The 6,387-nt window shown below is 66.3% G+C and carries 6 protein-coding genes and 1 pseudogene; 4 read left to right on the plus strand and 3 right to left on the minus strand.

Translation table 11 applies throughout. The features are described 5' to 3' along the window. Both AVHM3334_RS23140 and AVHM3334_RS23145 read left to right on the plus strand, forming a co-directional pair. Positions 1-122, plus strand: a pseudogene (locus AVHM3334_RS23140) (IS630 family transposase); the annotation flags it as partial. A gap of 294 nt (positions 123-416) precedes the next feature. Then, positions 417-839 carry an acyl-CoA thioesterase gene (locus AVHM3334_RS23145; RefSeq protein WP_284415799.1) on the plus strand — a complete coding sequence of 141 codons (423 nt, stop codon included), beginning with the start codon at positions 417-419 and terminating at the stop codon, positions 837-839. 42 nt (positions 840-881) lie between these two features. On the opposite strand, the gene garD is transcribed toward AVHM3334_RS23145, so the two are convergent. The 3 genes from garD to AVHM3334_RS23160 all read right to left on the minus strand — a co-directional run bounded on the left by garD (position 882) and on the right by AVHM3334_RS23160 (position 4,742). Beyond that, positions 882-2,489: a galactarate dehydratase gene (gene garD, locus AVHM3334_RS23150; RefSeq protein ID WP_284415800.1), complete on the minus strand. Its 1,608-nt coding sequence runs from the start codon at positions 2,487-2,489 to the stop codon at positions 882-884. Between the two features lie 61 nt (positions 2,490-2,550). Then, positions 2,551-3,699 (minus strand): L-talarate/galactarate dehydratase, encoded by a 1,149-nt coding sequence (locus AVHM3334_RS23155; RefSeq protein WP_284415801.1) that lies wholly within the window; start codon positions 3,697-3,699, stop codon positions 2,551-2,553. Positions 3,700-3,782: 83 nt separating this feature from the next. After that, positions 3,783-4,742 (minus strand): Bug family tripartite tricarboxylate transporter substrate binding protein, encoded by a 960-nt coding sequence (locus AVHM3334_RS23160; RefSeq protein ID WP_284415802.1) that lies wholly within the window; start codon positions 4,740-4,742, stop codon positions 3,783-3,785. A 273-nt stretch (positions 4,743-5,015) separates the two neighbouring features. Here AVHM3334_RS23160 and AVHM3334_RS23165 point away from each other — a divergent pair, with 273 nt between their 5' ends. After that, positions 5,016-6,041: a LacI family DNA-binding transcriptional regulator gene (locus tag AVHM3334_RS23165; RefSeq protein WP_284415803.1), complete on the plus strand. Its 1,026-nt coding sequence runs from the start codon at positions 5,016-5,018 to the stop codon at positions 6,039-6,041. A gap of 94 nt (positions 6,042-6,135) precedes the next feature. Beyond that, positions 6,136-6,366, plus strand: a complete 231-nt coding sequence (locus AVHM3334_RS23170) for a hypothetical protein (protein WP_284415804.1) — start codon at positions 6,136-6,138, stop codon at positions 6,364-6,366. Positions 6,367-6,387 lie beyond the last annotated feature (21 nt).

Genomic DNA, 6,387 nt, shown 5'->3' on the forward strand with positions numbered 1-6,387 from the left:
TGCGAAAGGGGGAGAAGCTCAAGGAGCGTGTGGATGCGCAGTTGCAGTCGGTGGCTGAAGATCCTGCACTCATCAGGTCATTCTTCAGACACCCATCTGTCGCCTATATTTCTGACTTGTGAGTAAGCCAGCAGCGCTACTCGCCTAACGCTCAGGTTTCGAAGCGGGGCGGGGCGCGTGGCTGCCAACGCCTGCGGCCTTCTGATACCTGGCTTTTCCACCTTGGATTTCGAGCCGGCATCGTGGCTTTCGGCGGCGCTTGCTCAGGTTCGGGGCCAGCATGTGCCACCGTTGCGACAGCCCTCGCGCGCTGCGCCCGACACGGTGCGATACGCTGTACAGCTTTCCCGATGTCCTTCATGCCGGGCGGCCGGCGCGCCAAGCGAAGGGCATCGTGGCAACCTTCAAGGCAACCGATGAAGATCGAAATTCCCGAAGCCAGGAAACTCGTGCATTCGATGCGCTTTCCCGTGCGCTGGGGCGACATGGACGCCATGGGCCACGTGAACAATACCGTTTACTTCCGCTACCTGGAGACGGCCCGCATCGACTGGATGGTGTCGGCAGGCTGCAACCCCGACCCGCAGGGGCAGGGGCCGGTGATCGTCAATGCGTTCTGCAATTTCTACCACCAGCTCGAGTACCCGGCCGAGGTGCTGCTCCATCTCTATGTGAGCGATCCGGGCCGCACGACGTTCGAGACCTGGGGCACGATGGAGCGCGTCGACCGGCCGGGCGTGATCTGCGCGGCCGGCGGTGCAACGACGATCTGGGTGGACTTTCCGAAGAAGAAGGCCGTGGACCTTCCGCCCTGGATGCGCGCGCTGGTCAGCGAATGACGTGGCGGGCTCTGCAAGGCAGCGCCCATGCGGCCGGGCCGCTCAGGTCACCGGAGCGGGGTTGAACAGCACGAGCGCGTTGTGCAGCTTCCACTGCTCGGCCCAGGTTTTCTTGCGGCCGCTGGCCACGTCCAGCATCAGGTGGAATATTTCCCAGCCCACGTCTTCGATGCTGGCCTGGCCGTCCGCGATGCGTCCGGCGTTGATGTCCATCAGGTCGTGCCAGCGCCGGGCCAGGTCGCTGCGCGTGGCCACCTTGATGACCGGCACCTCGGCCAGGCCGTAGGGCGTGCCCCGGCCGGTGGTGAACACGTGCAGGTTCATGCCCGCCGCCAACTGCAGGGTGCCGCAGATGAAGTCGCTGGCCGGCGTGGCGGCGTACAGCAAGCCTTTTTGCGTGGCTTTGCTGCCCGGCGAGACCACGCCAGAGATCGGCGCGCTGCCGGATTTCACGATGGAGCCCATGGCCTTTTCCACGATGTTGGACAGGCCGCCTTTCTTGTTGCCTGGGGTGGTGTTGGCGCTGCGGTCCACCCGGCCCTTGTCCAGATAGGCGTCGTACCAGGCCATCTCGCGGATCATGGCCTCGGCCACCTCGGGGGTGCTGGCGCGCGAGGTGAGCTGGTCGATGCCGTCGCGCACCTCGGTCACCTCCGAGAACATGACGGTGGCCCCTGCGCGCACGAGCAGGTCGGTGCAGAAACCCACGGCCGGGTTGGCGGTGACGCCGCTGAAGGCGTCGCTGCCCCCGCATTGCACGCCGACGACCAGTTCGGCGGCGGGCACGGTTTCGCGGCGGCGCGCGTTCAGGCGCTTCAGGTGAATTTCGGCCTGGCGCATGACGGAGTCGATCATGGACATGAAGCCCACATGCGCATCGTCCTGAAGGCACACGACGTCGAGCTTGGGCTCGGCGCTCGCGCCTACGTCGGCCACGTTGCGCTCGTCCACCAGCGCAATGCTGCCGGGCGGCAGCAGGCGCTCGGGCTGCAGCTTTTCGCAGCCCAGGCTGACGACCATCACCTCGCCGCCGAAGTTGGGGTTCAGGCTGATGTTGCGCAGGGTGCGGATGGGGATGACGGCATCCGGTGCGTCGATGGCCACGCCGCAGCCATAGGTGTGCTCGAGCGCCACCACGTCGTCCACGTTGGGAAAGCGCGGCAGCAGCCCGGCCTTGATGCGCGCCACCGCGAATTCGGTGACGCCGGCAACGCATTGCACCGTCTGGGTGATCGCCAGGATGTTGCGGGTGCCCACCGAGCCGTCGGCGTTGCGGTAGCCCTCGAAGGTGTAGCCGGTCAGCGGCGGCAACGGCTCGGGGCGCACGGTGGCCAGGGGCAGGCCTTCCAGCGACAGGGCCTCGGGCATGTGCAGCAGGCGCTCGTGCACCCAGCTGCCGGCGGCGATGGGCTGGATGGCGTAGCCGATGGGCACGTTGTAGCGGCGCACGGCGCCGCCCTGGGGAATGTCTTCGAGCGCGACCTTGTGCGCCTGGGGGACCTTGTCCACCAGCACCAGGCCCGAGGCGAGCACGGTGCCGGCAGGCAGGCCGCCGTCATTGGCCACGATGGCGACGTTGTCGGCCGCGTGCATCTTGATCGTCAGCGGCGGCCTGTGGGGGGTGTTCGAGGGGGTTGCGGTGTCGGTCATGGGGTCTGTCGGTATCGTGGGGCGGCTTTTTGATGGAAGGCGGGCTGAATGCCTAAGTGTCTCAGGCGCGCGCTCCGAACTCCGCTGTGGCGCGCGTCCAGCTTCGGGCCTGCTCGCTCAGGCTCAGGCCCAGGCCGGGGCGCGTTGGCACGAGCATGCGGCCATCGCGGATTTCAAGGCGTTCGTTGAAGAGCGGCTCCAGCCAGTCGAAGTGCTCTACCCAGGGCTCGGTGGCGTACACCGCGCCCAGATGGACGTGCAATTCCATCGCGAAATGCGGCCCGAGGCTCAGCCCTGCGTGTTCGGCCTGTGCCGCGATCCTGAGGAAGGGCGTGATGCCGCCCACGCGCGGAGCGTCGGGCATCAGGTAGTCGGCCGCGCGGTGGCGGATCAGTTCGCCATGCTCGGCCGCGCTGGTGAGCATTTCGCCCGTGGCGATGGGCGTGTCGAACTGAGCGGTGAGCGCCGCATGGCCTTCGAAATCGTAGGCGTCCAGCGGCTCTTCGATCCACACGAGGTTGAAAGCCTCGAAGACGCGGCACATGCGCTGGGCGGTGGGGCGGTCCCATTGCTGGTTGGCATCCACCATGATGGGCATGGCGTCACCCAGGTGCTTGCGCACGGCCTCGACACGCTGGATGTCGAGCGCATGGTCGGGCTGGCCCACCTTGAGCTTGATGCCGCCGATGCCACGCTCGCGCGAGGCGCTGGCGTTTTGCAGCAGTTGATCGAGGGGCGTGTGCAGAAAGCCGCCCGAGGTGTTGTAGCAGCGCACCGAGTCCCGCTGCGAGCCCAGGAGCTTGGACAGCGACAGGCCCGCACGCCGCGCCTTGAGGTCGTACAACGCGACGTCGAACGCGCCGATGGCCTGCACCGCCATGCCGCTGCGGCCGACCGAGGCACCCGCCCAGCAGAGCTTGGTCCAGAGCCGGGAGATATCGCTCGGGTCTTCGCCCAGCAAGGCCGGGGCGACTTCCTGTGCGTGCGCGAACTGCCCTGGCCCGCCCGCCCGCTTGGAATAGCTGAAGCCCAACCCCCGGTGGCCGTCCTTCGTTTCGATCTCGGCGAACAGCATGGCGATCTCGGTCATCGGCTTCTGGCGCCCGGTCAGCACCTTGGCGTCGCTGATGGGGTTGGCCAGAGGCAGGTAGCACGACGAAAGACGGACCCAGGCAATGCTGTCGGCGGACGAGGAGGAAGGAGTGGCCATGGTGCGAGCGGATGGACGAATCGGAGGGAAAGCGGAGGGGGCGAAGGGTGGAGGAGGCGAAGCGAACCAGCGTCGGTGCTGGCTCAGTCGATGGAGATCTTTCCGACCTCGATCACCTTGTTCCAGCGGGCGGACTCCTGCTGCTGGAAGGCGGCGAACTGCTCGGGCGTGTTGGTCACCATTTCGAACCCGATCGACGTGAACTGCTCGCGCACCTTGGGGTCCTTGAGCGCCTCGACGAATGCGGCATGGGCCTTTTCGCGCACGGCGGGCGGCAAGCCCTTGGGCGCGACGATGGCCTGCCAGGATGCGACCTCGACATTGGGCACGCCCGCTTCGGCCAGCGTGGGCACATCGGGCAGTACCGGCGAGCGCTTGGGGCTGGTGATGGCGAGCGCGCGCATCTTGCTGGCCTTGATGTACTGGGCCACGGCATTGATGTTCTGGAACGATGCATCGACCTGGCCGCCGATCAGGTCGGTATGGGCCGGTGCACCGCCTTTGTAGGGAATGTGCATGCCTTTCGTTCCGGTCTGCTGCCAGAAGAGTTCGGCGGTCAGGTGGTCGCTGGAGCCGTTGCCAGCCGAGGCGAAGCTCATCTTGCCGGGGTTGGCTTTTTCATAGGCGATGACGTCGGCCACGGTCTTGTGCGGCGAGTTCGCGGGCACCACGAGCACGTTGGGCGACTGCACTGCCACGGTGATCAGGTCGAAGCCGTTCATGGCGTCGTACTGCAATCCCTTGAGCAGGTGCGGCACGATGACCAGGGGCCCCAGCGAAGTGACCAGGAAGGTGTAGCCGTCCGGCGCAGCGCGCTGCACGTACGTGGCGCCGATGGTGCCGGTGGCACCGGGCCGGTTGTCCACCAGGAAGGACTGCTTGAACTTCTCGGTGATCCGGGGGCCGACCGCGCGTGCGACCTGATCGGTGGAACCGCCTGGAGGGAAGGGCACCACGAGCGTGACCGGCTTTTCAGGCCAGGCCTGGGCTTGGGCGCCCAGGGCCAGCACACCGAGGGAAAGGGCAGCGAGGAAGCGTTTCATGGTTTGTCTCCTGGATGGATGTGAACGTTGTCATTTTTGTTTTAGAGGCGGAAAAAGCGTGTTCAAGCTTTTTGGATTGGCTTCGCCTCTGCTGGTTTTGGCGAATGATATCGTTGTCATTTTGGATGATCAAGCTTTTCAGCTCGGGGTTTTCCGCCATGCCGGCCCATCCGCTGCCTCGCCCATCGCGGTGCGGGGCTGCCACCTTGGCGCCCGGATGCGGTATGGTCCCCGTCTTCTTTTGCGTCGATCCACCGTGCTTCGCCCTTTGCAATGAATGCCCCTTCCTCCTTCAAGGCGGCCACGCTGCACGACGTGGCCAAGGCCGCTGGCGTCTCGCTGATCACCGCATCGCGTGCGCTGAGCAATCCGGGCGTGGTGTCCGAAAAGACGAAGGCGCGCGTGCAAGAGGCGGTGGAGGCCACGGGCTACATCCCCAACCTGCTGGCCGGCGGGCTCAAGTCGCGCCGCAGCCTGATGGTGGCGGCGGTGGTGCCGGCGCTGTCGGTGTCGCAGTTCCTGCCCACCGTGCAGACCCTCACCACGGCATTGGCTGCCGAGGGCTACCAGCTCATCCTGGGCCAGACAGCCTACGACGCCGAGCGCGAGGAAGCGGTGTTGAACACCATGATCGGCCGCCAGCCCGACGGCCTGGTGATGACCGGCCTCGTGCAATCGCAGCGGGCCCGCGACCGCCTGCGCCGATCCGGCATTCCCGTGGTCGAGACCTGGGACCTGAGCGACCGTCCGGTGGACATGGTGGTGGGCTTTTCGCACCTGAAAGTCGGTAGCGCGGTGGCTGGGTACTTTCTGTCTAAGGGCTGGCAGCGGGTCGGCATTGCGACCGGGGGCGATCACCGCGCCATGCTGCGCCGCGAAGGCTTCATCGCCGCGCTGGGCCGCGACGTGCCGACGGCCGTGGTGCCGGCGCCCAGCAGCCTGGCGCTGGGCAGGCGCGCACTGACCGAACTGCTGCAAGCCGAGCCGGGCCTGCAGGCGGTGTGCTGCAGTTCGGACACGCTGGCGCATGGCGTTCTCGTGGAGGCGCAGGCCCGCGGGCTTCGGGTGCCGCAGGATCTGGCCGTGTGCGGCTTCGGCAACGCCGATTTCGGTGAGCACATGGTCCCATCCATCACCACCGTGCATGTGGACGGCCCGGAGATCGGCCGGCTCGCTGCGCAGCTGATCGTCGACCGGTGCCGCGGCAAGGCCGGCACGCAGTCGGTCTTCGACCTGGGCTTTCGACTCATCGAGCGGGAATCGACCGCATCGGTGGCATCGGTGCCCAATCGGGCTTGAGCCGGTCGCAAGGCCCCTGCAGGAAGAACCATCGGCGCCTGGTTTTTGAAAGCGATCCGTGAAGAAACCCTCTCCCTCCGACACACCCGCAAACATGCGCCGCCAACCCACGCAGGCGCGTGCGCGGCAGACCATCGAAGCGATATTCGGCGCCACGGCCCAGATCGTCGAGAAGGAAGGGGAAGAGGGCGTGACCACCAACAAGGTCGCCCAGGTGGCCCAATGCCAGTCAGTTAACCCTGACTGGCATTTTTTTCGTTGGGAACTTGGGAGCGCGGTTCTTGACGACCCTGGGGAAGCTTCGTTCGGTGCGACGCGGCGGTAGTACGAAGTGGCGTGATCGCGC

The sequence above is a fragment of the Acidovorax sp. SUPP3334 genome (assembly GCF_030159055.1).
Lineage (GTDB): Bacteria > Pseudomonadota > Gammaproteobacteria > Burkholderiales > Burkholderiaceae_C > Paracidovorax.

Coding starts and splice junctions, on each gene's coding strand:
- garD (WP_284415800.1), bottom strand. CDS start 2,489: ATGACCGACACCGCAACCCCCTCGAACACCCCCCACAGGCCGCCGCTG.
- AVHM3334_RS23170 (WP_284415804.1), top strand. CDS start 6,136: ATGCGCCGCCAACCCACGCAGGCGCGTGCGCGGCAGACCATCGAAGCG.
- AVHM3334_RS23165 (WP_284415803.1), top strand. CDS start 5,016: ATGAATGCCCCTTCCTCCTTCAAGGCGGCCACGCTGCACGACGTGGCC.
- AVHM3334_RS23145 (WP_284415799.1), top strand. CDS start 417: ATGAAGATCGAAATTCCCGAAGCCAGGAAACTCGTGCATTCGATGCGC.
- AVHM3334_RS23160 (WP_284415802.1), bottom strand. CDS start 4,742: ATGAAACGCTTCCTCGCTGCCCTTTCCCTCGGTGTGCTGGCCCTGGGC.
- AVHM3334_RS23155 (WP_284415801.1), bottom strand. CDS start 3,699: ATGGCCACTCCTTCCTCCTCGTCCGCCGACAGCATTGCCTGGGTCCGT.